This is a genomic window from Pseudomonas cichorii (genome assembly GCF_003700275.1).
Lineage (GTDB): Bacteria > Pseudomonadota > Gammaproteobacteria > Pseudomonadales > Pseudomonadaceae > Aquipseudomonas > Aquipseudomonas cichorii_B.
In genome coordinates, this window is record NZ_RBRE01000057.1 from 1 (window position 1) to 23,693 (window position 23,693).

Sequence of the window (23,693 nt, forward strand, 5' to 3'; positions counted from 1 at the left end):
TCGTTTTCCGGGTGGGTCTGTACACCGACGAAGATGTGCGCTTCGCGGTCGGTGTGGTAGCGGTAGTTGAATTCGGTGATCTGGCGCTTGCCGATGGCCTGGCAGAACGCCTTGAAGCTGCCCGGCTGCTCGGGAATGGTTACCGCGATGATGGCTTCACGGCCTTCACCCAGTTCGGCACGCTCGGCGACATGGCGTAGGCGGTCGAAGTTGACGTTGGCGCCGGAGTCGATGGCCACCAGCGTCTGGCCGCTGATGCCGCGCTGCTCGACGTACTTCTTGATCCCGGCCACACCCAGCGCACCCGCCGGTTCGGTGATGGAACGGGTGTCGTCGTAGATGTCCTTGATGGCTGCACAGATTTCATCGGTGCTGACCGTGATCACTTCATCGACGTACTGACGGCACACTTCAAAGGTGTGATGACCAATCTGCGCCACCGCCACGCCATCGGCAAACAGCCCGACCTGACTCAAAACCACGCGCTCACCGGCAGCCATGGCGGCCTGCAGGCAGTTGGAGTCGTCCGGCTCGACGCCTATCACCTTGATATCCGGGCGCAGGTATTTGACGTAGGCGGCAATCCCGGCAATCAGGCCGCCGCCACCCACGGGCACGAAGATCGCGTCCAGCTGGCCGGGCTGCTGGCGCAGGATTTCCATGGCCACGGTGCCCTGGCCGGCGATGGTGTCGGGATCGTCGTACGGGTGGATGTAGACGAAGCCCTGTTCATCCACCAGCTTCAGCGAGTAGGCCAGCGCTTCGGGAAACGAATCGCCGTGCAGCACCACCTGAGCGCCCCGCGAGCGCACGCCCTCGACCTTGATTTCAGGCGTGGTCTTGGGCATGACGATAGTCGCCTTGATACCCAGCACCCTGGCTGCCAGCGCCAGGCCTTGTGCATGGTTGCCCGCCGAAGCGGTGACCACGCCACGCGCCAGTTCCTCGGGGCTCAACTGCGCCAGCTTGTTATAGGCGCCACGAATCTTGAAGGAAAACACCGGCTGCAGGTCTTCACGCTTGAGCAGTATCTGGTTTTCCAGCCGCTCGGAAAGCTGGCGAGCGCTCTGCAACGGGGTTTCGACAGCGACATCGTAGACGCGGGAGGTGAGGATTTTGCGGGCGTAGTGGTTGAGCAGATCGGTCATCGCGTCGTTACCTTGTGCAGAGGCATGACGTTCAGGTTCAACGCAGAGAGAAGGGCGATAGAGCGATGGATAATGATCATGTCTGACTCCTGGTCTGGTAAGTGGCCCGGGAGACAGAAAAAACCCGCCTCCAGGGCGGGTTTTTTGCAAACGTCGGCTAACCCGCCATGACTGGAATGACGGTAATAATAATCTGGCCGAGGTTTTGCTTGAGTGCGTTCATGGGCTGGAGGTTATGGCCAGAGGTGCTGCCAAGTCAAGGGTGAAGAGGGCGCTAAATTCCCCCGTCTGCGACTCGTATTTTTCTATGCAGTGACATTTTTGTTTCATGTCGGCACTTTATTCTGCGAGCTGTGGTCAGTTATCCCACTGTTGTAAAAGAACTAATCATTAAGCCAAAAGGACTGAAAAATGGACGACTATCAAGAAGAGCTGCTCGAATCCCGCGCCTTTGAACTGGATCCGCTGGAACCCGCCGACGACGCTACCGAGCTGTGAAGGGCCTCAGGCGCTCTGGCGCTGGCTGCGGCGAAACTCTCCCGGGGTCTGGCTGTTCCAGCGCTTGAAGGCGCGTTGAAAGGCCTCTGCCGAGGCAAATCCCAACAGATACGCGATCTCGCCGAACGCCAGTTCAGTGTCGCGAATGTAGGTCATCGCCAAGTCACGACGTGTGTCATTGAGAATGCTGCGAAAGCGCGTGCCTTCATCGGCCAGTTTTCGGCGCAGCGTCCAGGTCGGCAACTTGAGCCGGGCTGCAATTTCTTCCAGATCGGGCTCCCTGCCACCGTTCAATAACGGTCCCAGCAAGCGAATGATGCGCTCGCGCAGGCTGCGCGTGCGGGTCAGTTGTTCCAGTTCCTTTTCACACAATTGCAGCAAGTGCTGCCAGGTGCTCGGGCAATGCTCGGGATTGCGCAATTCCAGGCTGGTCTGATCCAGGCGCAACTGGTTGGTGGCTGCACCAAAGATCACCGGGTTATCGCTCAGCAAGCTGTACTCGGCTGCATATTCGGGCGCTTCAAACTCGATCTCGACCCGTTGGCCACGCAAGGGCTTGCCAGCCAGTGTGGACAGCTGGGTAAGCCAGCCGCACAGGATCGAGTCCACCACGAAACGGTTGTAAGCGTTGTAGGGACTGATGGAGTAGAAGCGTAGCCAGGCGCCTTCGGCGTCTTCATGAAAGCTCGACTGGCCGCGATAGTTGGAGCCATACAGCGCCTCGAAACGGATCAGGACTCGCGCCGCCTCGCGCACTGTCGGTGCTTGCGCGGCGGTGACGCCAGCCAGCCCGAGCTGGCCGAGGCGTGTCAGTTGGCCCATGCGCAAACCCAGCCCGGCCTGCCCGGTAAGCTGGATTGCCGCATGGCCCAGGCGCATGTAGCGCGGGATCGACAAACGCGCTCCAGCCTCACTCAAGCGCGCCGTATCGAGGCCGTATTGCTCCAGCAGCGGGGCAGGGTCGTGATCAAAGCTGCGCACGGCTTCACCCAGGCTCTGGATAAAGCCGACGGAGAGATCACCAAGACGCAGCGTCAGGTCAGGCATGTCTAGAGCCACAGATTGATCAGGCGGGCACCGTTCATGGCACGGCCCCCCCCGGGCGACTCGCCAATGATCTGCCCGTTGTGGCTGGCAAAGCTTTGTCCGGAGCTGCCCTGATTCCAGAACTGCCCGTGCATGAACACACTGATGCCTGCCCGCGCGTTGCTTTGCGGGGCGCGGCCGGTGAGGGTCAGTTGGCGCCAGGCTTCGCCTTCGCTGACGGAGCCGGCTTTCAGCTCGCTGCTCGCGGCTTCGGTCTTGCCCCAGTAGCCGCGCCACGGGCTGTCCCAACTGCTTCTGCCAGCCACGAAGGCCGGCACGGCAATCAGTTCGGCGCCGTTGTCATTCAGGCGTGCGTAATTGGCCGGATACCAGCTGTCGCTGCCGATCAACACTGCCAGGCGGCCTGCCGGGGTATCGATGACGTTCAGCGCGGCCTTGTTGCCTGCACTCTGGACATAATCGTGCTGATACGGGCCTGCATACAGTTGGCGTTGCGGCTGGCCGAGCGGCAGGCCGTCGCTGCCAAACACCAGGCTGCTGTTATACAGGGCTCCACTGCCGATCCGTAGCTGGCCCGCTTCGACATAAGGTTCCGGCAGGACGATGCTGCCCGCCACCAGCGTTACGCCGAACTCTCTGGCCAGACCACCGAACAATGTCTGGTAATCCTGCGCCATGCTGCTTGCCTTCATGCGCAGATAAGCATCTTCCAGCCGATTCTCACCGGTTGCCTGGACAAAGGCCTTGATGAACGTCAGCGGATTGCTCCAAGGCAGCCAGCTCATGGCCTGATCCCGGACGCTGGCTTGAAACAGCTGGTTTTTCTCTCCGGTTACAAACAGCCAGGTGCCGACATGTTCCGGCAACACCACAATGGTCCGGGCATTGATCAGGCCCTGTTCGCGGGCATGTTGCAGGTAGGCGGCCAGTTTTCGATGCAAGCGTTGCGGATTCTGGTAGTCGGTGGGAAACAGTTCCGGCTCGATTCCCAGCAGATTGCCGCGCTCGGCGGGCTGGCCGGAATTGATGGCCAGGTGAATGCGCAGGTCGGACAGGTAATGCCCCTCGGGACGTTGTCCGGTCCAGAGGCCATAGCTGACAAGGGTGGCCACACTCGCCAGGATGAGGCAGGCAACGAAGAATTTACGCATGGAAGACTGTTGATCCGTGGTCAAGACAGGACACTAGCCTGCCTGCACGTTTGGATCAATAACTTGTCACTTTCGGTCATTGAGCGACGCCGGTCGGCTCTTTACTGTTTGTGTCATGAACGGGCCGCAGAAATGGCCCGCAATAAAATAAGGGGGCACGCAGAGGCCTCTGTTTTTCCGTGATGAAACCGATGGAGCGTCTCATGACTGCCACTCGCTATCCGCACCTGCTGGCCCCGCTGGATCTGGGTTTCACTACCTTGCGCAACCGTACCCTGATGGGGTCGATGCATACCGGTCTCGAAGAGCAGCCGGGAGGTTTCGAGCGGATGGCTGCCTATTTTGCCGAGCGTGCGCAAGGTGGCGTAGGGCTGATGGTCACTGGCGGCATAGCGCCCAACAAGGAGGGCGGGGTTTATAAAGGCGCAGCGAAACTGACCACTGCCGAAGAAGCCGAGCGGCATCGTATCGTCACCGAAGCGGTTCATGAGGCGGGCGGCAGGATTTGTCTGCAGATCCTGCATGCCGGGCGTTACGCCTACAGCCCCGAGCAAGTCGCGCCCAGCGCCATTCAGGCACCGATCAACCCTTTCACGCCACGAGAGCTGGACGAAGAGGGGATCGAGAAGCAGATCAGCGATTTTGTGACCTGCTCGACCCTGGCCCGTAGCGCCGGCTATGACGGCGTGGAAATCATGGGTTCCGAAGGCTACTTCATCAACCAGTTCCTGGTGGCGCAGACCAATCATCGTACCGACCGCTGGGGTGGCAGCTACGAAAACCGCATGCGTCTGCCGGTCGAGATCGTGCGTCGGGTTCGCGAAGCGGTGGGCGCCGAGTTCATCATCATTTTCCGCCTGTCGATGCTGGATCTGGTCGAAGGCGGCAGTACCTGGGAAGAAATCGTCACCCTGGCCAAGGCCATCGAACAGGCCGGTGCGACCATCATCAACACCGGTATCGGCTGGCATGAGGCGCGCATCCCGACCATCGCCACCAAGGTGCCGCGCGGAGCGTTCAGCAAGGTCACGGCCAGGTTGCGAGGCGCGGTGAAGATCCCGCTGATCACCACCAACCGGATCAATACTCCTGAAATCGCCGAGCGGATTCTTGCCGAAGGCGATGCCGACATGGTGTCCATGGCCCGCCCATTCCTGGCCGACCCGGAGTTCGTCAACAAGGCCGCAGCCGGTCGCGCCGAGGAAATCAATACCTGCATCGGCTGCAACCAGGCCTGCCTCGACCATACCTTCGGCGGCAAGCTGACCAGTTGCCTGGTCAACCCGCGTGCCTGTCATGAAACCGAACTCAATTACCTGCCCGTGCGCCAGGTCAGGAAAATCGCGGTGGTGGGCGCAGGACCTGCCGGGCTGGCCGCTGCAAGCGTGGCGGCAGAGCGCGGGCATCAGGTGACACTGTTCGATTCGGCCAGTGAAATCGGTGGTCAATTCAACATCGCCAAGCGGGTACCGGGCAAGGAAGAGTTCTATGAAACCTTGCGTTACTTCAAGCACAAGCTGGAGAACACGGGTGTTGAGTTGCGCCTTGAAACTCGGGTCACAGCGCAGGATCTGTTGCAGGGTGGTTTTGACGAAGTACTGCTGGCCACCGGCATCGTTCCGCGCACACCGGCCATTCCGGGCATCGATAACCCCAAGGTGCTGAGCTATCTGGACGTGATCCTGCAACGCAAGCCGGTCGGACGCAGCGTGGCGGTGATCGGCGCGGGTGGAATCGGCTTCGATGTGTCGGAGTTTCTGGTCCATCAGGGTGTGTCTACCAGCCAGGACCGTGACGCCTTCTGGAAAGAGTGGGGCATCGACACCACCTTGCAGGCGCGTGGCGGTGTGGCGGGCATCAAGGCCGAAGTGCCTGCCCCGGCGCGTCAGGTCTTCTTGTTGCAGCGCAAGGACACCAAGGTTGGTGACGGCTTGGGCAAAACTACCGGCTGGATTCACCGCACTGGCCTGAAAAACAAGCAGGTGCAGATGCTCAACAGCGTGCAGTACCTGAAGATCGACGATGCCGGCCTGCATATCCGGATTGGCGAAGGCGAAGAAAAACTGCTGCCGGTGGATAACATTGTTATCTGCGCCGGGCAGGACCCTTTGCGTGAGTTGTATGACGGTCTGGTCGAGGCAGGGCAGAGCGTGCACCTGATCGGCGGCGCGGATGTCGCGGCGGAGCTGGATGCCAAACGGGCGATCGATCAGGGATCACGACTGGCTGCGGCCTTGTAGTTTTGAACTGATCCATTCTTTTTGGTTGAAAGGGCGCGCAAGCGCCTTTTCTTTTTGGTGCGAAAAATACTTTCTTGGCTTCGGGTGTTTCCTACGGCCAGTTGCGGCGTGTCTGCTTTTGATTTTTCAAAAAATCGAACTTTATATTTGTGATCTTTGCTTGTAATAAATTGTATTGGTCTTGTTTTTTGTGCTGCTGTACATTTTTCCTGTGTAGTGTTTAAACGGATTTGTTTAGTGGCCTTGCCCTATTGTTCTGTTACTTTTAATAACTGCATGGATGCATTTTTATACGTGCCTGAAGTCCTGTATTCAGGGGGGCGTTGTTTTAAGGATGATTAATGTCAAAGAAACAAATAACACTACCGCCTATTTATATTGGGGCGCAGCCTCCGACTGTGGATTTTAGTCTTGGGCGCTCAACGGGAGCATCAGCGCCCGCGATACCGGAAGCTATGCGGTTTGGACCTTTCATGTATCACACCCTCTTGGATTGGGAGAAAAGCTTTCAAACCAGTCTGGCTTTGCTTGATTCTGTTCTTGGTCAAGAACTCAGTGTCGCTCGTGGGGGCACTATTCAAGACACAAATACGATCGAAGGGCTTCAGCGTGAGTTGATTTTGCGCGGACAGCTTATGGAAAAAAAGAGAGCTGAAATCCAACAGGTTTCTTCGGAGGCGGATCGATTTTATGGGGCTGATCCATTGTCGTTGACTCATAAACAGCAAATGGATGTAGTTATCCGCCTTATAAATGGTCACCCTCGCCCTAGAGAACTTCATTGGTTTGCCCAGACTTCTCATGAAGCAGCTTATAAGCGCCGTTTTGCACAGGAGTCACTTGGGAAGTTGGCAGGCCAATCGGCTGCATTACGCGCAAGACTGGCGGAACTGCAAAGGCAAGCAGCAGAGGCAGCAGCCAGGGCCGCAGCTGAACAGGCTCAAGCGGAAGCAGCAGCGCGAGCAGTGGCGGAACAGGCTCAGGCGGAAGCAGCAGCGCGAGCAGCGGCGGAACAGGCTCAGGCGGAAGCAGCAGCGCGAGCAGTGGCGGAACAAGTTCAGAGGGAAGCCGAGAGGTTACAAAAAGAGCGGGGGCCAGAGCAGGTCGCTTCAAATATCTTTCAGGGGCGACAATTGCGGCCGGTGCTCAACTTGTTACTACGGCCGGGAGGATTTTGGCGGCCGAAGGTGCTGCGTTAACCTTGCAGGCCTCTATGCGCGCCTCGATTGCCGCTTTGAGTGAGTTGGCTACTGGTGCAGCTTCTGGTCTTTTGGTCGGTGTAAGTGCCTTGATTTATCCCTCCGAACTGGGAAACGGTGAGTTGCCAAATCGCTACGCACTCACGTTGCCGCTAACGGATCTGACAGCATCGCCGATTACTGAGATAAACCATGGCCCGATAAATCTACCTGTCCGTCTCGGCTTTAAATCGGCGAGCAGCGGGCACACGGAGGTTATCGCCATTCCCGCTGACGGGGTACATATATCGAGAAACGTGCGGGTTGTCGCTGCGATATATGATTCTGTACAGAATGTTTACTCGGTCTCAACGCCGGATATACCGTCCAAGACCATGATCTGGACGCCAATAGCCGATCCTGGCAACAGTTCTACTGCACTACCTGTCGATACACCTCAAGTGTCAGTGTATGGCGGTGCCACATTGATACCTGTTGCTGGCAGTATTGACACTTACCCGGAACTCGATGATGTCGAGATCGATGATTATGTTTTTATATTCCCTGCTGATTCTGGACTGCCTGCACTTTACGTGGTTTTCCAAAATCCTAGAAATATGCCAGGAGTCGTGAGCGGTGAGGGGCAGACTGTTTCAGGTAACTGGCTAGGAGCACTCGTAGAGGGGGGCGGGGCTCCTATACCGAAGCAGATAGCCGAACAATTACGAGGTAAGCAGTTCAGTAATTTTTCTCGCTTTAGAGAGGCCTTCTGGAAGCTGGTAGCGAATGATGAAAAGTTAGTGCTTCATTTTACTGCGCATAATATAGCGGAGATGAAAAAAGGTTACGCTCCGACCGTAACCATGGAATATGTTGTTGGTAAGAGAGATGTGTTCGAGATACATCATGTAGACTTTATTTTCAAAGGGGGAGCTGTTTATGATGTTGATAATCTACGTGTTGTGACTCCTAGGGTTCATATTAAGTTACATTCGGAGGTGAAGCGTGGCTGAGTTGAAAAATAAAATTGAGAGTTACACCGAACAAGAGTTTATCCGTTTTGTAACGGATATTTGCGTAGTCAACGCAACAAGTGAAGCTGAACACAGGCAATGGGTTAGGCACTTCAGGGCGATTATCGAGCATCCAGATGGTAGTGATCTAATTTATTATCCGAAGCCAGATGCAGACTCTTCTCCAGAAGGCATCGTGAGCACCATCAAGCAGTGGCGAGCTGAAAATGGTAAGCCAGGGTTTAAGGCCGAGTTTTCAGAAAAATCATGAACGCTATTAAATTAATTCGGAGCTGAAACATGACTAAATTGAAAAATAAAATCGAGGACTACACCGAGCAGGAATTTATCCATTTTGTGACGGATATTTGCTTGGTCAACGCAGCAACTGAGGTTGAACACCAACTATGGGTCAATCACTTCAGAGCGATCATCGAGCATCCTTTCGGAGACGATCTCATTTTTTACCCACAGCCAGATGCAGACTCTTCTCCAGAAGGCATCGTGAATACCATCAAGCAGTGGCGAGCCGAAAACGGCAAGCCGGGGTTCAAGGTCGAGTGATCGGGATGTCTGCAAGTTGCTGAGTGTGGGGACCAGGGCCCAGCGGTATACAAAAGCTGTACACTTCGGCCCGTCCCCTCATTTCTGATCTTTTCATGCTTGCCTCTGCACTGACCTGGCGTCCGACTGCCCCGCTCGAACTCCTGAACCTGCCCTGGTTGAAACGGACAGGTATCGAAGTCGCGATCCTGCGACTGGACCTTATCGACCCGCTGATCAGTGGCAACAAGTGGTTCAAGCTCACCGAGCATCTGGCCTGCGCGGTCCGGCAGGGCGCTGCCGGGGTGATCAGCCTGGGCGGTGCGCATTCCAATCATCTGCATGCGCTGGCCGCGGCGGGCAAGCGTTTCGGTTTTCCCACAGTTGGCTTGTTGCGCGGCCATGAGCAACTGACGCCCACGGTGCTCGATCTGCAAGCGTTCGGTATGCAACTGCACTGGCTGGGTTATGCCGGTTATCGCGCACGGCATGCCGAAGGGTTCTGGTCGCCCTGGCAGACCCAGTATCCCGAGCTTTACCCGATTCCCGAGGGTGGCGGCGGAATGTCCGGCGCGCTGGGCTGTGCCCGATTGCTGGACTTGATAAAACAGCCGTTGCAGTCCCTGGGCTGGGAGGATTATCACGGTTGGTGGTTGGCGGCAGGCACCGGCACCACTCTGGCCGGGCTGGTGCTGGCGGAAGCCGGGGCGCATGCGGTGTACGGTGCGCTGGCGGTCCCGGACGATCATGGCGTGGCGCAGAATGTGGCGGCGCTGGCTGGGGATTGCCCACACTATCATCTGATCGATGCCAGTCGTGGTGCGTTTGCCAGAACCGATGCGCATCTGCTGGATTTCATTGCTCGTACCGAAGCACAGAGCGGCATCCCGCTGGAGCCGCTCTACACCGGCAAGGCGCTGCTGGCCCTGCACCATGAAGTGGCAGCCGGGCGCTTCATTCCGGGCACTCGCCTGATTTTCGTTCACACCGGCGGCCTGCAAGGTCGGCGGGCCATGATGTCCTGAAGTCGGGCGTCGTCCCTGACTACGTGGATGACACTTTCAGAGTAAAGCCTTCCATTCACTGTCCTGATAATCGGTCCATTCCCCCATCAATGGCCGAGGTCAGCATGACAACTAGCGCTGTAGAGCAGGTCGATCCTGCGACTTTGAGAAAAGTCATCGTGGCTGCCGCCATCGGTAATTTTGTCGAATGGTTCGACTTTGCGGTCTATGGCTTTCTGGCCACCACCATTGCCCTGCAATTCTTTCCCAGTACCGACCCCAGCGCTGCCTTGCTGAAAACCTTCGCGGTTTTTGCCGTGGCCTTTGCCTTCCGGCCTCTGGGCGGGATTTTCTTTGGCATGCTGGGCGACAGGATCGGACGCAAACGCACCCTGGCCTTCACCATCCTGTTGATGGCGGCCGCCACGACCCTGATTGGCCTGCTGCCCACCTATGCAGCCATCGGCGTGACCGCTCCGATCCTGTTGACCATCATCCGCTGTGCCCAGGGTTTCTCGGCGGGTGGTGAGTATGCCGGTGCCTGCGCCTATCTGATGGAACATGCTCCGCAGGACCAGCGTGCCTGGTACGGCAGTTTCCTGCCGGTTTCGACATTCTCGGCCTTCGCCGCTGCGGCGGTGGTGGCCTATGCGCTCGAAGCGGCCCTGTCGGCTGAAACCATGGGCAGTTGGGGCTGGCGCCTGCCGTTCCTGATCTCGGCTCCTCTGGGGCTGGTTGGTTTGTATCTGCGCTGGAGGCTGGATGAAACCCCGGCTTTCCAGGCGGTAACCGAGGAGCATGCAGTGGCTCATTCGCCGCTCAAGGAAACCTTGCGCAATCACGGGGCTGCCATCTGTTGCCTGGGGGCTTTCATTTCCCTGACGGCGTTGTCGTTCTATATGTTCACCACTTACTTCGCCACCTACCTGCAAGTCGCAGGCGGCTTGAGTCGGGCCACGGCATTGCTGGTGTCGTTGATTGCGCTGCTGTTCGCGGCCGCGATCTGCCCGTTGGCCGGCGCCTATTCCGACCGGGTCGGGCGGCGTGCCACGATGGTGACGGCCTGCGTGTTGTTGATGCTGGTGGTGTTTCCATCTTTCCTGATGGCCAGTTCGGGCTCGTTCGCGGCTTCGATTCTGGGCGTGATGCTGCTGGCGATTGGCGCAGTATTGTGCGGCGTGGTGACTGCGGCGTTGCTGTCGGAAACCTTCCCGACCCGCACCCGCTACACCGCGTCGGCCATTACCTACAACATGGCTTACACCCTGTTTGGCGGGACCGCGCCGCTGGTGGCGACCTGGTTGATCAGCAGCACCGGCAGCAACCTGTCACCGGCTTTCTACCTGATTGCTGTCGCGGTTCTGGCCTTGCTGGGTGGTCTGGCATTGCCGGAAACCTCGAAGGTTTCATTGCATGATGTGGCGGTGGTGGGGAAGGGCGGGGATTTGTCGGAACTGGTTCGCGAATAAATTCGCTACTGGTTTAAGCCTGTCGCAAATACTCAACAAAAAATGCCACGCGCGCAGCGAAAAATGGCACATTGGCGGCCCTCGTCTGGATATGACACATTTTGTAATATCAGATTGAGGGCATACCAAAACCATTTTTACGGATGAAATCCATGGCGATCAGCGCTCAGCCCGGTTCTCCCGCGGCCTCGACGACTCCTCAGAGCAGTCCATTGGTGATGCGCATTATCGGCGCGGTCGCCCTGGCGCACTTGATCAACGATCTGATTCAGGCGGTACTGCCTTCGATCTATCCAATGCTCAAGGCCAGCTACGATTTGAGTTTCACCCAGATCGGGCTGATTACTCTGACCTTCCAGATCACCGCTTCCCTGTTGCAACCCTGGGTCGGTTATTACACCGACCGGCATCCCAACCCGCTGGTGCTTCCGCTGGGTTCGATCTGTACTTTGATCGGTATCGTGATGCTGTCGATGGTTGGCAGCTTTCCGTTGATCTTGCTGGCTTCGGCGTTGATCGGCATTGGTTCTTCGACCTTTCACCCTGAAGCCTCACGTATTGCCCGGCTGGCCTCCGGTGGCCGTTTTGGCCTGGCGCAGTCGACCTTTCAGGTTGGAGGCAATACCGGTTCGGCATTCGGTCCGCTGCTGGCGGCAGCGATCATCATTCCGTTCGGTCAGGGCAATGTGGTCTGGATCGGCTTGTTTGCGCTGTTTTCCCTTGGTTTGCTGTATGCCATCAGCCGCTGGTATCGGGCGCACCTGAATCTGTTCAAGCTCAAGGCCGGGCAGGCTGCAACGCACGGGCTGTCGAGAAAGCGGGTGATTGTTTCGCTGGGCATCCTGGCGTTTCTGGTGTTTTCCAAGTTTTTCTACATGACCAGCCTCACCAGTTACTTCACTTTCTACCTGATCGAGAAGTTCGACCTGTCAGTGGCCAGCTCGCAATTGCATCTGTTCCTGTTTCTCGGCGCGGTGGCGGCGGGGACCTTTTTCGGTGGCCCGATTGGCGACAGAATCGGCCGCAAGAAAGTGATCTGGTTTTCGATTCTGGGTGCGGCACCGTTCACCCTGGCACTGCCTTATGCCGATCTGTTCTGGACCAGCGTGCTGAGCGTGATTATCGGCTTCATCCTGGCCTCGGCGTTTTCCGCCATCGTGGTGTATGCCCAGGAGTTGGTGCCGGGCAACGTGGGCATGATTGCCGGGATCTTCTTTGGCCTGATGTTCGGCTTTGGCGGGATTGGTGCGGCGCTGCTCGGTTATCTGGCCGACAGTCACGGCATCCTGTTTGTCTATAACCTGTGCTCGTTCCTGCCGCTGCTCGGGATCCTGACCGTGTTCCTGCCCAGGACCAAGTGATCAGGCCGAAGGTGTCGACACTTCGAGAGGGCTGACGGTGTTGCTGGTATCGGCCAGATTGGGCCACATGTCCGATACCAGAAACAGGCGCTCGGTTTCTTCCCAGTCGCCCTGCGGGTTCTGATTCAGGCGCACCAGCAGTTGCGCCGGCGCCAGCGGGTCGAGCTGCTCCAGCCAGTCCTGCAACTGCTCATGACTCCACGCCTGGGCGTAATGCGCCGGTGCCAGCCAGGCATGGCGCGGCAACGGTTGCCAGCGACCGTCCGGACTTTGGGCGATGAACGCTTGCCAGTCACGTTGATGCAGCCAGCGCCCCTTGAGGTGCTGCTGGTGCGCGCCGGTGGGCGCGCTGCTGTGACCCGGCCATGGATAAAGCAGATAGCCTCCTAGCCACAATTCTGCGGAAAAGGCCTCGATACCCAGCGCCGCCAGCGTTGCGCGGCTTTCCGGCCGTGCGGAAATCGGCAGTTGATGCTGGCTCAGGTGGGTCAGCTTGCGGTCCAGCCGGTCATGACATCCAGGGCCCAGCCATTGCGCGGTGTCGCGGCCGTCGCCGTCCTGCGGGCCGAGATAGAGTTTGATGGCCAGTTCCACGTGATGCACGCCATCGCGGTCGCGCAGCAGCATATCCAGTTCGCCCAGCGTATGGCCTTCCTGGCGAATCGGCAGGTTGGCGGCGATGATTTCGACCCCCGGTGCATGATGTACCGCGAACTGCCAGAGCCGTTCGTAATAGAGCCCCAGCCGCCGTGTCGCGCTGAGCGACAGCCAGTGCTCCAGAGGGCTGCTGTCCTGATCCAGTTGCAGCAGGAAGTCCGCCAGTTGTCCGGGTTCCTGCACCCAGGCGCTGCCGGTCAGCGGATGGCGTTGCGGCCAGGGTGTCTGATCGAGCATCGGCGGGGCGAGGATGACCCAGGCCAGGTCGCGCACCTCGGGATGGCGCAGCTGACGCGGCAGATCGATGAGGCTGGGGAAGAGAGTCATGTATCGAGGATAGCTTTACTGTTCCGGTAGAAGCGAATTCATTCGCGAAAACGGCATACATTGCCGCTGCAAGGCCATTTCGCCCATAATCCACTTCTTTAAAGCCGTATCGAACCCGCAGCAGGAGCCCCATGGAGCAATTTCGCAATATCGGCATCATCGGCCGTCTGGGCAGTGTCCAGGTGCTCGATACCGTTCGCCGACTCAAGAGATTCCTGTTGGACCGGCATCTGCACGTCATTCTGGAAGACACCATCGCTGAAGTCCTGCCCGGTCACGGTCTGCAGACCTCGTCGCGCAAGATGCTCGGTGAAGTGTGCGACATGGTGATTGTGGTCGGCGGCGACGGCAGTCTGCTGGGCGCGGCGCGGGCCCTGGCCAAGCACAACGTTCCGGTGCTGGGCATCAACCGTGGCAGCCTGGGTTTTCTGACCGATATCCGTCCCGACGAACTGGAAGTGAAGGTCGCTGAAGTTCTCGAAGGCCACTATCTGGTGGAAAACCGCTTCCTGCTCCAGGCCGAGGTCCGTCGGCATGGCGAGGCGATTGGCCAGGGCGATGCGCTCAACGATGTAGTGCTGCATCCCGGCAAGTCGACGCGGATGATCGAATTCGAGATCTATATCGATGGCCAGTTCGTCTGCAGCCAGAAGGCTGACGGCCTGATCGTCGCCACGCCGACCGGGTCGACCGCCTACGCGCTGTCGGCAGGCGGGCCGATCATGCATCCCAAGCTCGATGCCATCGTCATCGTGCCAATGTACCCGCACACCCTGTCTGGTCGGCCGATCGTGGTCGACGGCAACAGCGAGCTGAAAATCGTCGTCTCCAAGGACATGACGATCTATCCCCAGGTGTCCTGCGATGGCCAGAACCATTTCACCTGTGCGCCGGGCGACACCATTACCGTCAGCAAGAAATCACAGAAGCTGCGCCTGATTCATCCGCTGGATCACAACTATTACGAAGTCTGCCGCACCAAGCTCGGCTGGGGCAGCAGACTCGGCGCCGGAGGCGACTGATGCTCGATCCTGCGCGTGGCTACGATCTGATCGGTGACGTGCACGGTTGTGCTCATACCCTTGAGCACTTGCTGGAACTGCTCGGCTACCGTTTTCAGGCGGGCGTCTGGCGTCATCCTGAACGCATGGTGATTTTCCTCGGCGATATCATTGATCGCGGCCCGAGGATTCGCGAAGCGCTGCATATCGTGCGCGATATGGTCCAGGCGGGGCAGGCCTATTGCATCATGGGCAACCATGAGTTCAATGCGCTGGGCTGGGTGACCCCGGCCCTGCCTGAGGGCAGCCAGCGCTTTGTACGCGAGCACACGCCGCGGCATGCGCGGTTGATCGGCGAAACCCTGGCGCAGTTCGAGCAGTATCCGGCGGAATGGAGCGAGTTTGTCCAATGGTTCTATGAGCTGCCGCTGTATATCGACGCCGACCGCTTTCGCGTGGTTCACGCCTGTTGGGACCCGAGTCTGATCAAGCCGTTGCGCGGCCTGCACGGCAATGGCTGCATCGACAAGCATTTCGTCCAGGCCTCGGCAGTACCGGGGAGTTTTGCCAGTGGCGTTTTCAACCGCCTGCTGCGCGGCACCGACATGCGCCTGCCGCACGGCTTGACCCTGACCGGCGGTGACGGCCTGTCCCGCGCCTTTTTCCGCACCAAGTTCTGGGAAGACGATCCGCAGACTTATGGCGATGTGGTGTTCCAGCCCGATGCGCTGCCCGAAGGCGTGGCCAAGACGCCGCTGTCCACTTCGGAAAAGAACGCCCTGTTGCGTTATGGCATCGACGAGCCGTTGCTGTTTGTTGGCCATTACTGGCGCAGCGGCATACCGGCACCGATCCGGCCCAACCTGGCCTGCCTGGATTACAGCGCGGTGCTTTACGGCAAGCTCGTGGCTTATCGTCTGGATCAGGAAACCCGGCTCGACCCGGACAAGTTCGTCTGGGTCGATGTGCAGCGGCCCGAGGTTGCATCATGATTCCCGTCGCCGCTCTGCGTTTGCCCTTGAGCACGGACCTGACCGGTTTCATCAGCTTGTTGCAACGCCTTGGCGTTCCGCATCGGGTCAGCGAAGAGGCTGGCGAGCAAGTGTTGTGGGTACCGGATGCCGGGCAACTTGCCGAAGATGTGCGTCATTTGTACGCCCGCTTTCCCGAGGGTGACGACACCTACCAACTGCCGCCTGGCGCCGCCATTATCGAGGTAAAGCGTCCTGGCTTCATGCAGCAACTACGCGCCAGCCCGATGACTGCGCTGGTATTGCTGGCGACTCTGATCGTTGCCTGCTTCACCCTGCTGGGCGATGACCTCGATACCCTGCGCTGGCTGACTTTCCTGGATTTTCAGGTACAGGGCGATTACGCGATGTTCACGCCGCTTGCCGACAGTCTGGCAGCGGGGCAGTGGTGGCGGATCTTTTCGCCGATGCTGATTCATTTCGGCATCCTGCATCTGTCCATGAACGGGCTGTGGTACTGGGAGCTTGGACGTCGCATCGAGCTGCGTCAGGGCCGTTGGCATCTGTTGGGCCTGACCCTGCTGTTCGCCGCGGTTTCCAACTCGGTTCAATATGTGTTCGGCGGCCCGAGCCTGTTTGGCGGGTTGTCGGGTGTTCTTTATGGATTGCTGGGCCATTGCTGGATTTTCCAGCTGCTGGCGCCCAATCCGGTCTACCGCATGCCACGTGGCGTGCTGATAATGATGCTGGTCTGGCTGGTGCTGTGTCTGTCCGGGCTGGTGAGCATGCTGGGCTTTGGCGAAATCGCCAACGGCGCTCATGTCGGCGGTCTGATCATCGGTTGTGTCACAGGGCTTTTGGGCGGAGCCATCGCTCGCCGCAGAACCTGAAATTGCCCGCTATTTTCTGGAGCACCTTAATGTCCTCTTTTGCAGAAATGATTGAAAACATCACCCCGGATATCTATGAGAGCCTGAAGCTGGCCGTGGAAATCGGCAAATGGTCCGATGGCCGCAAGCTGACTCAGGAGCAGCGCGAGCTGTCCTTGCAGGCGTTGATCGCCTGGGAAGCGCAGAACCTGCCGGAAGACCAGCGCATCGGCTACATGGGCCCGCAGGAATGTGCGTCCAAGTCCGAGCCGGTGGCCAATATCCTGTTCAAGTCGGATGCCATCCATTGATCGAGATTGGTCGCGGAGCAGTCAACAAAATGTCGGCGCGCCAGGATGAGGCGTCGTTCGTGCAATACAACTTTCGCCTGGGCGATGTGGAAATTCCGGTCAATCCGCTGATCGGCAAGACCGTGCGCCTGGAATACCTGGGCGCGATCCATTGCAGCCATTGCGGTCGCAAGACCAAGTCCAGCTACAGCCAGGGCTATTGCTACCCTTGCATGCTCAAGCTGGCCCAGTGCGACGTGTGCATCATGAGCCCGGAGAAGTGCCATCACGATCAGGGTACGTGCCGTGATCCGTCATGGGGCGAGCAGTTCTGCATGACCGACCATATCGTCTATCTCGCCAATTCATCGGGCGTGAAGGTCGGCATCACCCGTTCCACCCAGTTGCCGACCCGCTGGCTGGATCAGGGTGCGAGCCAGGCCCTGCCGATCCTGCGCGTGGCGACCCGGCAGCAGTCCGGCTTCGTCGAAGACCTGCTGCGCAGTCAGGTTGCGGACCGCACCAACTGGCGCGCCTTGCTCAAGGGCGATGCGCAGCCGGTGGATCTCAAGGCCATTCGCCAGGAACTGTTCGACAGTTGCGCTGCCGGATTAAAGGAGTTGCAGGACCGATTCGGCCTGCAGGCCATCCAGTTGCTGCAGGACGCCGAGCCCGTCGAGTTTCGTTATCCGGTCGAGGCGTATCCGACCAAGATCGTCAGTTTCAACCTGGACAAGAACCCGATTGCCGAGGGCACGCTGCTGGGGATCAAGGGCCAATACCTGATTTTCGATACCGGCGTGGTCAATATTCGCAAGTACACGGCCTATCAACTGGCCGTGCATCAGTAATAAGGACTCCAGTATGCGTACTGAGCAACCGAAAATGATTTACCTGAAAGACTATCAGGCGCCCGAGTACTTCATTGACGAAACGCACCTGACCTTCGAGTTGTTCGACGACCATTCGCTGGTGCACGCGCAACTGATCATGCGCCGCAACCCGGAGCGCGGCGCAGGCTTGCCGCCTCTGGTGCTCGATGGCCAGTTGCTGGAACTGGTGTCGCTGCAACTGGATGATGTCGAGCTGAGCGCCGGCGATTATCAGCTGACGCCCGACCATCTGACCCTGCAGCCAAAGACCGAGCGCTTTACGGTCGACAGCACCGTGCGCATTCATCCGGAAACCAACACCGCGCTCGAAGGCCTGTACAAGTCCAGCGGCATGTTCTGTACCCAGTGCGAGGCCGAAGGTTTCCGCAAGATCACCTATTACCTCGACCGCCCGGACGTGATGAGCAAGTTCACCACGACCCTGAGCGCCGACAAGCATGACTTCCCGGTGCTGCTGTCCAATGGCAACCCGATTGCCAGCGGCCAGGAAGACGACGGTCGGCACTGGGCGACCTGGGAAGACCCGTTCATGAAGCCTGCCTACCTGTTTGCACTGGTGGCCGGTGATCTGTGGTGTGTCGAAGACACTTTCACCACCATGAGTCAGCGCGTCGTCACGCTGCGTATCTACGTCGAGCCGGAAAATATCGACAAGTGCCAGCACGCCATGGACAGCCTGAAGAAGTCGATGCGCTGGGACGAGGAAACCTATGGTCGCGAGTACGACCTGGATATCTTCATGATCGTGGCGGTCAACGACTTCAACATGGGCGCCATGGAGAACAAGGGCCTCAATATCTTCAACTCCAGCGCTGTGCTGGCGCGTGCCGAAACCGCGACCGATGCCGCTCACCAGCGGGTCGAGGCGATTGTCGCCCACGAATATTTCCACAACTGGTCGGGCAACCGCGTGACCTGCCGCGACTGGTTCCAGCTGTCGCTCAAGGAAGGCTTCACGGTGTTCCGTGATTCGGGCTTCTCGGCGGACATGAACTCGGCCACGGTCAAGCGCATCCAGGACGTCGCCTACCTGCGCACTCACCAGTTCGCCGAAGACGCCGGTCCCATGGCGCATGCCGTGCGCCCGGACAGCTTTATTGAAATCTCCAACTTCTACACCCTGACCGTTTATGAAAAGGGTTCCGAAGTGGTCGGCATGATCCACACCCTGTTGGGCGCCGAAGGCTTCCGCAAGGGCAGCGACCTGTATTTCGAGCGCCACGACGGCCAGGCCGTGACCTGTGACGATTTCATCAAGGCCATGGAAGATGCCAACGGCGTCGACCTGACCCAGTTCAAGCGCTGGTACAGCCAGGCCGGCACGCCACGTCTGGCGGTCAGCGAGTCCTACGACAGCGCGGCGCGCACCTACAGCCTGACCTTCCGCCAGAGCTGCCCGCAGACGCCGGACAAACAGGAGAAGCAGCCATTCGTGATTCCGGTGGCGCTGGGGTTGCTGGACAAACAGGGCGGCGAGATTGCCCTGCGTCTGTCCGGCGAAGCCGCGGCCAGCGGTACTTCCCGCGTGCTGTCGGTGACCGGGGCCGAGCAGACCTTCACTTTCGTCGATATTGCCGAGCAGCCGCTGCCGTCGCTGCTGCGTGGCTTCTCGGCACCGGTCAAGCTCAGCTTCCCTTACAACCGCGACCAGTTGATGTTCCTGATGCAGCACGACAGCGATGGCTTCAATCGCTGGGATGCAGGCCAGCAACTTGCCGTGCAGGTGCTGCAGGAAATGATCGGCCAGCATCAGCAGGGCCAGCCACTGGTCATGGATCAGCGTCTGGTTACCGCGCTGGGCACGGTCCTGGCGGATCAACAGCTTGATCAGGCCATGGTCGCGGAAATGCTGTCGCTGCCGGGTGAGGCTTACCTCACGGAAATCAGTGACGTGGCGGATGTCGATGCCATTCACGCGGCCCGCGAATTTGCCCGTCAGCAGATCGCCGACAGTCTGTTCGACGCTCTGTGGGCGCGCTATCAGGCCAACCGCGAGCTGTCGAAAACCACGCCTTACGTCGCCGCCGCCGAGCATTTCGCCCGCCGCAGCCTGCAGAACATCGCCCTGTCGTACCTGATGCTCAGTGGCAAGCCGCAGGTGCTGAGCGCAGCCATCGAGCAGTTCGATAGCAGTGACAACATGACCGAGCGCCTGACTGCGCTGGCCGTGCTGGTCAACTCGCCGTTCAGCGAAGAGCGGGCCAAGGCCTTGGCCGTGTTTGCCGAAAACTTCAAGGACAACCCGCTGGTCATGGACCAGTGGTTCAGCGTCCAGGCGGGCAGCACTCAACCGGGTGGCCTGCAGCGGGTCAAGGCGTTGATGGAGCATCCGGCGTTCAACATCAAGAACCCGAACAAGGTTCGTGCGCTGATCGGCGCCTTTGCCGGCCAGAACCTGATCAACTTCCATGCGGCGGACGGCTCCGGCTATCGTTTCCTGGCGGACCTGGTGATCGAACTCAATGGCTTCAACCCGCAGATCGCTTCCCGCCAACTGGCGCCGTTGACCCGCTGGCGTAAATACGACAGCGCCCGTCAGGCGTTGATGAAAGCGGAACTGGAGCGCATTCGCGGTTCGGGCGAGCTTTCCTCGGACGTGTTCGAGGTGGTGAGCAAAAGTCTGGCCGAGTAAGGTCCGATGCGTCATTGAGTGCGTCATTCGCACTTTGCAGAGGGTGCTGTTCGCGATTGCGGATAGCACCTTTTTTGCGCCCGGGAGTCAGCCTTTGCAGAGCCTGTGTCCATGGCCTGCCAGGGGCTTGCAGGCTCCGTATCATGCTTGAGAAAAATCTCACATGTGAGGCGTATCTATCCGCCAGGACATCTGTTACGTTTCGCACCTGATCCAAGGCGATATACAGGGGAATACCAATGCCTCGTAAAGCCAGAGACGACCGTGCAGCAGTCCCGAGCAAAGTGTCGAAGAGTTCCACCGATTACATGCGTGAAATGCGTCTGCGACTCAAGGAAGCGGGTCTGGTCAAGCGTGAATTCTGGATCCGCCCGGAAAACGTCGATGCGTTGCGCGGCATCGAAAAAGCGTTAAGGCAGCCCTTTCTGGGCGAGAGAATCAAACTGGAGGATTTCATGACCGAGAACACCAACTGGACCATCAGCTCCCTGCAGAAATCTCTGGCCGAACTGGATCTGGTCACGCAGGGTGAGATTGAACTGGCTGTCACCGAAGGCGCGGATGCCGGTATCCGCCTGACCATGAAGGGTTACGGCGATCTGCCGATCTACATCGCTGTTGCCGGCGACCAGATCCTCGCCGATGCCACATTGATCGAGGTCAGCCGTATCAAGGACGTGGCCGCTTTCAACGCTGTCGTGCTGCGCAGCCGCGACCTGTTTCCGTTGTCGTCGGTCGGTATCGAAACCCTGGCCGATGATCAGGAAGTCTACTGCCTGTTCGGCGCGCTGAGCGCCGCATCGTCCCTTACCGTGATTGTTCAGGAAATCTTCACCCTCGCGGACAACGTGATCCGTGCGGCCGAAGCCTTTGAAGATCATTTCATCCGCTGAATAGTCCTGTCAGGAGGAGAGAATTCATGACTACAAGTATCTGGAAAAAGCTGGTAACTGCCGTACGTGGCGGTGCTTCCGAAGTGGGCGAGTCGATTGTCGATGCCAATGCGATCCGCATCCTCGATCAGGAAATCCGTGACGCCGACAGCGCGCTGGTCAAGGCCCGCGACGGCCTGATCACCATCAAGGCCAAACACAAACTCTCGGCCCAGCGCCTGGAAGAACATGCCACCAGCATTGCCAACTGGGAAGGTCGCGCGCTGCAGGCGCTGAACAAGGGTGAAGAAGCCCTGGCCGTTGAATGCGCGGCAAAGATCGCAGAAATCGAAACCCTGCGCGATCAGGAACAGGAACTGGCCGACCAGTTCAACAAGCAGGTCAGCCTGTTGCAGGATCAGGTCATGAAGGCCGAGTCGCGGATCAAGAGCCTCAAGCAGCAGGTCGAGATGGCCAAGGCCCGGGAAACCGTGCAAAAGGCGCGGGTCGCGACGGCTTCGGCTACCGGTGGCGCCAGCGGCGCGGTCGAGAATGCGGTAAGTTCTCTGGCGCGCCTGAAGCAGCGCCAGGATGAACAGGACGCCAAGCTGGAAGCGGCTGAAGAACTGGCCAGCCAGTCGAGTGGCAGCGATCTTGAGCGTCGTCTGCAGGACGCCGGGATCGGCGCGAAGAATGGCGGTGCCGAAGATGTGTTGGCGCGCCTGAAAGCCCGGCAGACTCCGGCACAATAAGCCGTACCGAATTCAGGCGAAGGCGATCCCCGCGCTTTCGCCTGTGCCCTGGCTTGCAGGAAAGTGATCGCTGACTCAAGGATTTGCACGGATGACCCTGTTTCTGTTGTTGCGGCGTCACGTATCGGTATTCTTTGACCGGTTCGGCTGGGCCGGCATCGGTATGTTGCTGGTCGTGCATTACGCCGTTTCATGGCTGCTGCTGACCCTGGCGGGCGAAGAGCATCTGCTCCAGGGCGCCGATTTCACCTATTTCTATCTGACGACCGCAACCACTGTCGGCTATGGCGATCTGTCGCCCAAATCCGGCTGGGGCAAAGTCATCACTACCACCTGGATCATGCTGGGCGGTATCGCCTTGCTGACCACCGTGATCGGCAAGGCATCGACTTCGGTCGGTGATATCTGGAGAAGAAACATGAAGGGACAGGGCGATTGCTCTGCACTCAAGGGCCATACGGTGCTGGTCGGCTGGGATGGTGAATCCAGCGAACGTATTGTCGAACTGCTCGATCAGGACGCTTCGACCAGTCGTGGCGGACTGGTGATCTGCGACTCGATCATCGCCGAAAACCCGATGCCGGGCCGGGCATCATTTATCCGCGGCGACTCGCTGGATTCGCCAGCGCTGCTGCTGCGCGCAGGCGTCATCGGTGCCCAGCGGATTCTGGTGCATACCCAGTCCGACAGCCTGACGCTTGCGATTGTGCTGACCTTAAAGAGTCTGGGGCCAGCCGGTCATGTGGTGGCCCATTTCAATAACTCCGAGCGGGCCGCACTGGCCAGAACCTATGCGCCGGAACTGGAATGCACCTCGAACATGGCTATCGAAATGCTGGTCCGCTCCTCCCAGGATCCGGGCTCCAGCAGCGTCATCAACGAGTTGCTGTGCATCGGCCAGGGCGCCACGCAGTTCCGCCATGTCCTGCCTGCCGACTTCACGACCTCATGCGGCGAACTGTATGTGCGCCTGCGCCAGGAGTTCAATGCCACGCTGATCGGTTATCGTTCGTCTGCTCAGGGACAATTTGAAATCAATCCCGGCAACGATGTCTCTATCCGGGGCGGGGAAATTTTCTACATTGCCTCCAGTCGACTTCAGGGAGATGCGTTATGAGTTGGTTCAAACGTGCAATGGGCCTGGAAGCGCCCAAGGCCTCCGGAAATCGCAGCGAACCGGGCAACCCCTTTGGCCTGGCTTCGGGGCGCATGCTGTGTCTGGACTCCTCGCTGAAAATGCTCCTCGACGGCCATTCCGAGGTCGTGCTGCCCGGCGATGAGAAAGTCTGGGCGCTGGGGCGCATTGATCTGGGCCAGTCGATGACCATCCATCGTTTCTATCTGGATAACGAGGATTACTTCCTGCAAGTGGTCAGCAATGGCCCCAATCCCGAAGATATCCAGGACATCATTCTGTTCGGCTATTACAGTGCCTCGCCGATAGCCAGCAAGGATGAACTGCTGCGCCTGACCGGCCCGGACTCGAAGCTCGGTTTGCCGAGCTATGAGCACGATGGCGAAGTCTTTGAGCGGCAGTGGGGCACCGAGCCCGGACAGACCGAGCTGACCCCCATGGACGAGAGTGTGAGCAGCCCGGACGGCAACTATCGCATCAAGCACCTGAGCATGCTGTACGCCCGTGAAACGGGCTTGATAAACCGTCGGGAATTTCTGCTGTTTTCAGTGGAAGAAGACGAGGAGGGTGCCATCACCCTGACAACGGCGGTTGGTGTAACGCTGCAATCCACTGATATCAACGTTCTATGACAAGGAAATC

At 58.8% G+C, this 23,693-nt stretch carries 23 protein-coding genes; 18 read left to right on the forward strand and 5 right to left on the reverse strand.

The genetic code is table 11. The features are described from left to right. From ilvA to ALQ04_RS15015, 3 genes are all read right to left on the reverse strand, one after another. On the reverse strand, nt 1-1,148 hold a 1,148-nt coding region (gene ilvA, locus ALQ04_RS15000), incomplete at its 3' end, for a threonine ammonia-lyase, biosynthetic (protein ID WP_122316538.1). A gap of 504 nt (nt 1,149-1,652) precedes the next feature. Beyond that, the gene (locus ALQ04_RS15010; protein WP_122316539.1) at nt 1,653-2,693 is read right to left on the reverse strand and encodes an AraC family transcriptional regulator; all 1,041 of its coding nucleotides are present in this window, start codon (nt 2,691-2,693) and stop codon (nt 1,653-1,655) included. Between the two features lie 2 nt (nt 2,694-2,695). Beyond that, entirely contained in the window at nt 2,696-3,844 is a 1,149-nt protein-coding gene (locus ALQ04_RS15015) for a carbon-nitrogen hydrolase family protein (protein WP_122316540.1), read from the reverse strand. Nucleotides 3,845-4,047: 203 nt separating this feature from the next. Between ALQ04_RS15015 and ALQ04_RS15020 the strand changes: the two genes are divergently transcribed. Beyond that, nucleotides 4,048-6,084, forward strand: coding sequence for an NADPH-dependent 2,4-dienoyl-CoA reductase (locus tag ALQ04_RS15020; RefSeq protein WP_122316541.1), 2,037 nt, complete (start codon nt 4,048-4,050; stop codon nt 6,082-6,084). 341 nt (nt 6,085-6,425) lie between these two features. Further along, nucleotides 6,426-7,283 (forward strand): hypothetical protein, encoded by an 858-nt coding sequence (locus tag ALQ04_RS26770; protein WP_147466604.1) that lies wholly within the window; start codon nt 6,426-6,428, stop codon nt 7,281-7,283. On the opposite strand, the gene ALQ04_RS27695 is transcribed toward ALQ04_RS26770, so the two are convergent. Further along, on the reverse strand, nt 7,231-7,377 hold the full coding sequence (locus ALQ04_RS27695; RefSeq protein WP_409077263.1) for a hypothetical protein: 147 nt from the start codon (nt 7,375-7,377) through the stop codon (nt 7,231-7,233). The two genes, ALQ04_RS26770 and ALQ04_RS27695, sit on opposite strands and share 53 nt — an antisense overlap. Nucleotides 7,378-7,429: 52 nt before the next feature. On the opposite strand from ALQ04_RS27695, the gene ALQ04_RS15035 reads away from it, so the two are divergent. The 6 genes from ALQ04_RS15035 to ALQ04_RS15060 all read left to right on the forward strand — a co-directional run bounded on the left by ALQ04_RS15035 (nt 7,430) and on the right by ALQ04_RS15060 (nt 12,652). Next, entirely contained in the window at nt 7,430-8,275 is an 846-nt protein-coding gene (locus ALQ04_RS15035; protein WP_409077264.1) for an S-type pyocin domain-containing protein, read from the forward strand. Beyond that, entirely contained in the window at nt 8,268-8,546 is a 279-nt protein-coding gene (locus ALQ04_RS15040; protein ID WP_122316545.1) for a bacteriocin immunity protein, read from the forward strand. The genes ALQ04_RS15035 and ALQ04_RS15040 overlap by 8 nt, the downstream gene beginning before the upstream one ends. A gap of 29 nt (nt 8,547-8,575) precedes the next feature. Next, nucleotides 8,576-8,839: a bacteriocin immunity protein gene (locus ALQ04_RS15045; protein WP_122316546.1), complete on the forward strand. Its 264-nt coding sequence runs from the start codon at nt 8,576-8,578 to the stop codon at nt 8,837-8,839. Nucleotides 8,840-8,934: 95 nt separating this feature from the next. Continuing rightward, nucleotides 8,935-9,843, forward strand: a complete 909-nt coding sequence (locus ALQ04_RS15050) for a 1-aminocyclopropane-1-carboxylate deaminase/D-cysteine desulfhydrase (RefSeq protein ID WP_122316547.1) — start codon at nt 8,935-8,937, stop codon at nt 9,841-9,843. 104 nt (nt 9,844-9,947) lie between these two features. Next, nucleotides 9,948-11,291 carry an MFS transporter gene (locus ALQ04_RS15055; RefSeq protein WP_122316685.1) on the forward strand — a complete coding sequence of 448 codons (1,344 nt, stop codon included), beginning with the start codon at nt 9,948-9,950 and terminating at the stop codon, nt 11,289-11,291. A gap of 152 nt (nt 11,292-11,443) precedes the next feature. Continuing rightward, on the forward strand, nt 11,444-12,652 hold the full coding sequence (locus ALQ04_RS15060; RefSeq protein ID WP_122316686.1) for an MFS transporter: 1,209 nt from the start codon (nt 11,444-11,446) through the stop codon (nt 12,650-12,652). Here ALQ04_RS15060 and ALQ04_RS15065 read toward each other — a convergent pair whose 3' ends face one another. After that, nucleotides 12,653-13,636, reverse strand: coding sequence for a DUF1853 family protein (locus tag ALQ04_RS15065; RefSeq protein WP_122316548.1), 984 nt, complete (start codon nt 13,634-13,636; stop codon nt 12,653-12,655). It lies immediately after the preceding gene. Between the two features lie 131 nt (nt 13,637-13,767). On the opposite strand from ALQ04_RS15065, the gene ALQ04_RS15070 reads away from it, so the two are divergent. From ALQ04_RS15070 to ALQ04_RS15115, 10 genes are all read left to right on the forward strand, one after another. Further along, nucleotides 13,768-14,658: an NAD(+) kinase gene (locus tag ALQ04_RS15070; RefSeq protein ID WP_025260972.1), complete on the forward strand. Its 891-nt coding sequence runs from the start codon at nt 13,768-13,770 to the stop codon at nt 14,656-14,658. Next, nucleotides 14,658-15,629, forward strand: coding sequence for a metallophosphoesterase (locus tag ALQ04_RS15075; RefSeq protein WP_122316549.1), 972 nt, complete (start codon nt 14,658-14,660; stop codon nt 15,627-15,629). The genes ALQ04_RS15070 and ALQ04_RS15075 overlap by 1 nt, the downstream gene beginning before the upstream one ends. After that, nucleotides 15,626-16,498, forward strand: a complete 873-nt coding sequence (locus tag ALQ04_RS15080) for a rhomboid family intramembrane serine protease (protein WP_122316550.1) — start codon at nt 15,626-15,628, stop codon at nt 16,496-16,498. Before ALQ04_RS15075 ends, ALQ04_RS15080 begins: the two co-directional genes overlap by 4 nt. Nucleotides 16,499-16,527: 29 nt before the next feature. Continuing rightward, nucleotides 16,528-16,788 carry a YeaC family protein gene (locus ALQ04_RS15085; protein ID WP_122316551.1) on the forward strand — a complete coding sequence of 87 codons (261 nt, stop codon included), beginning with the start codon at nt 16,528-16,530 and terminating at the stop codon, nt 16,786-16,788. Next, nucleotides 16,785-17,618, forward strand: coding sequence for a DUF2797 domain-containing protein (locus tag ALQ04_RS15090; protein ID WP_183142184.1), 834 nt, complete (start codon nt 16,785-16,787; stop codon nt 17,616-17,618). The genes ALQ04_RS15085 and ALQ04_RS15090 overlap by 4 nt, the downstream gene beginning before the upstream one ends. Nucleotides 17,619-17,631: 13 nt before the next feature. Beyond that, the gene (pepN, locus tag ALQ04_RS15095) at nt 17,632-20,292 is read left to right on the forward strand and encodes an aminopeptidase N (protein ID WP_122316552.1); all 2,661 of its coding nucleotides are present in this window, start codon (nt 17,632-17,634) and stop codon (nt 20,290-20,292) included. Between the two features lie 239 nt (nt 20,293-20,531). Continuing rightward, nucleotides 20,532-21,185, forward strand: a complete 654-nt coding sequence (locus ALQ04_RS15100; RefSeq protein WP_122316553.1) for a YjfI family protein — start codon at nt 20,532-20,534, stop codon at nt 21,183-21,185. 26 nt (nt 21,186-21,211) lie between these two features. Beyond that, nucleotides 21,212-21,916, forward strand: a complete 705-nt coding sequence (locus ALQ04_RS15105) for a PspA/IM30 family protein (RefSeq protein ID WP_122316554.1) — start codon at nt 21,212-21,214, stop codon at nt 21,914-21,916. Between the two features lie 91 nt (nt 21,917-22,007). After that, a complete protein-coding gene (locus tag ALQ04_RS15110) occupies nt 22,008-23,033 on the forward strand; it encodes an ion channel (protein WP_122316555.1) in 1,026 nt (341 codons plus the stop codon). Then, entirely contained in the window at nt 23,030-23,683 is a 654-nt protein-coding gene (locus tag ALQ04_RS15115) for a YjfK family protein (RefSeq protein ID WP_122316556.1), read from the forward strand. The genes ALQ04_RS15110 and ALQ04_RS15115 overlap by 4 nt, the downstream gene beginning before the upstream one ends. The last annotated feature ends 10 nt before the right edge of the window (nt 23,684-23,693 follow it).